This window comes from Kitasatospora sp. NPDC057198 (assembly GCF_042670125.1).
Lineage (GTDB): Bacteria > Actinomycetota > Actinomycetes > Streptomycetales > Streptomycetaceae > Kitasatospora.
On record NZ_JBHUWH010000703.1, the window covers coordinates 1 to 2,751 of the forward strand.

The 2,751-nt window shown below is 78.5% G+C and carries 2 protein-coding genes; one reads left to right on the plus strand and one right to left on the minus strand.

The window, feature by feature from the left end; all coding sequences use genetic code 11:
- Nucleotides 1-77: 77 nt before the first annotated feature.
- Nucleotides 78-1,496, plus strand: a complete 1,419-nt coding sequence (locus ACFUEL_RS37985; RefSeq protein ID WP_380242528.1) for a response regulator — start codon at nt 78-80, stop codon at nt 1,494-1,496.
- A gap of 7 nt (nt 1,497-1,503) precedes the next feature.
- Here ACFUEL_RS37985 and ACFUEL_RS37990 read toward each other — a convergent pair.
- Nucleotides 1,504-2,751 (minus strand): sensor histidine kinase (locus tag ACFUEL_RS37990; RefSeq protein WP_380242530.1); only part of this gene is annotated, 1,248 nt, incomplete at its 5' end.

The window sequence follows — 2,751 nt, forward strand, 5'->3', positions numbered from 1 at the left end:
CCGACCGGGGCAGGGTGGTCGGGAGTGCTGCGGGTCGTCGCGAAGCAGCCCGTACTCGTCATGGTGGTGCCCTGCCCGTGTCCGGCGACAGCTCCGGGGCGCTGCACATCCCCGGCGTGCCCGACCCCGGGACGCCGGTCTACCCCGGCCTGGAGAACGCGCTGGCGGTCTCCACGCCGGAGCCGGTCACCCCGACCGCCCAGCCCACCGGGCGCCGGCGGCGGCTCGCGCTGCCCGCCGACCTGACGGAGAGCGCCGAGGAGGTCACGGCGGTCCTGCCGCCCGTCCCGACCGTCGACCCGGCGCCGCCCGCCGCCGAGGCGCCCGCCGGGCCGCCGGCCGAGGCCCCGCAGTCCGCCGCGCTGGAGGTCGCCCGGCCCGCCGCTCCGGCACTGCCCGCCGCCGAGCCGGCCGCCGGGGAGGACCGCCCGCAGCCGGTCGGCAGCGGACTGGGCGAGCTGCTGCCGCCCCGCCCGCTGGGCGGCTTCCCGGCCCCCGGCACCCCGGCCCCCGGCGTGCCCGCTCCCGGCCAGGCGCCCGCCGCGAACGCGCTGCCCGCCGGCGGGAGCACCCCGCCCGCGGTCGACCCGACGCTGCTGAACGGCCAGCGCCTGAACGGGCAGGCCCCGCAGGGCGGGCCGGGCGAGGGCGGCCCCGGGTCGGCCCTCGCACTGTCCGGCGGCGCCCCGGTCGAGGGGCGCACCCCGCCCCGGCCGGTCGCCGAGCTCGCCCAGGCCCGCGAGCAGGCGCCGGACGGCCCGCGTCCGCTGCTGGTGTGGCCCGAGCCCGACCCGTCCACCCGGGGCGCGCTGGAGGCCCGCGGCTTCGGCCCGGTCGTCGTCGCCTCCCGCGAGGAGGTCGACGCGCAGGTGCCGCGGACCCCGGCCGCGCTCTTCGTCGACCCGCTGACCGGGCCGATCACCCGCACCGCGCTGCAGTCGCTGCGCACCGCCGCGCTGGCCGGGCGGGTGCCGGTGCTGCTGGCCGCCGGGCTCGGCCAGGCCACCCGGGACGCCGCGTACGGCGCCGACCCGGCGGTGCTGCTGCGGGCGCTCGCCCCGCGGGACGGCGAGAACCACGCCGCCCGGGTGCTGCTGGTGGAGTCCGACCCGGAGGTCGCGGCGGCGCTGGTGGCCAGCCTGGAGCGGCGCGGCATGCACGTCGAGCACGCCGCCGACGAGAACGAGGCGGTGGCCAGGGCCAGCAGCATCCAGCCCAACCTGGTGGTGCTGGACCTGCAGCGGATCGAGCGCCGCGCACTCGGGCTGCTCGACTGGCTGCGCGCCAACGACCGCCTGCACCGCACCCCGCTGGTCGTCTACACCTCGGCCGACCTGGACCCGCAGGCCCGAGCCGGGCTGCGCACCGGCGAGAACGTGCTCTTCCTCGCCGAGCGCTCGACCACCGAGGACGTGCAGGGCCGGATCGTCGAACTGCTGGCCCGGATCGGCGCGTTGGGCCAGCCGGTGACGGCCGGTAGCGGCGCCGCGTTCTGACTCTCCGTCAACTGCCCTGTGCGGGTGGCCCGGCCAGTGGGAGGCGGGCCACCAGCCGGGCGCCGCAGGGCAGTTCGGCGCCATCGGTCCGTCCGGCGCACTCGGTGCGCCCGGCACCCTCCGGCCGTCCGGCGTTCTCCGGCCGTCCGGCCGCGTACAGGGTGCCGCCGTGGTGCTCGACCAAGTCCCGGGCGATGGCCAACCCCAGTCCGGCGCCGCCGAGTTCGCGGCTGCGGGCGTCGTCGAGCCGGGTGAAGCGCTCGAACACCCGCTCCCGGTCCGGTTCCGGGATGCCGGGGCCGTCGTCGCACACCTCCAGCACCGCCTCGCCGCCCTCGACGGTGAGGCGGACCTCCACCAGGCCCTCCGCGTAGCGCTGGGCGTTGTCCACCAGGTTGGTGAGCAGCCTGGTCAGCCAGGTGCGATTGCCCAGCACCCTTGCCCCGTCGGCCAGTTCGGCCCGGACGGGGACGCGGTCGGCCGGGCGGGCGTCCAGCACGTCGGCGAACAGCACTTCCAGGTGCAGGAGTTCGGTGGCGACCGGGTCGGCGGCGTCCAGCCGGGCGAGCAGCAGCAGGTCCGCGGCGAGGTCCTGCAGGCGGATGGTGTCCTGCAGGGCGTCGGCGAGCAGTTCGGGCCACAGCTCCGGGTCGGGGTGGGCCAGCGCGACCTCCAGCTGGGTGCGCAACACGGCGATGGGGCTGCGCAGTTCGTGCGAGGCGTCGGCGATGAAGCGGCGCTGGCGCTGCCCGGCGTCCTCCAGCCGGTCCAGGGTGGAGTTGACGGTGACGGCCAGCCGGGAGACCTCGTCGGCGGTGCGCGGCACGGGCACCCGGCGGTGCAGGTCGTGGCCGGTGATCTCGGCGACCTCGGCGCGGATCGCCTCCACCGGGCGCAGCGCCCGGCCGGTCACCCGCCAGGTCACCAGGGCCACCAGGGCCACCAGCAGCGGCAGTCCGACGGCGAGCGCGGCGGCGGCGGTCCGGCCGGCCGCGTCCACCGGGCCCAGCGAGACCGAGGCGTAGATGGTGACCGGCCCGTCCGGGCCGGTGACGGCCGCCGAGACCACCCGCTGCCCGCTGCCGTCCACCAGCCGGACGATCCCCTTCCCGCCGAACACCTCCTCGCCGGGTACCTCCTCGCCGGGCCGGTACGGGAATCGGCGCTTGAACGGGACCCCGTCGCCCGCCCCGTCACCGGTCCCGTCGCCGTCCCCGGCCCGCGCGTCGGGGCCGGGCGGCGGGCCGGGGACGGG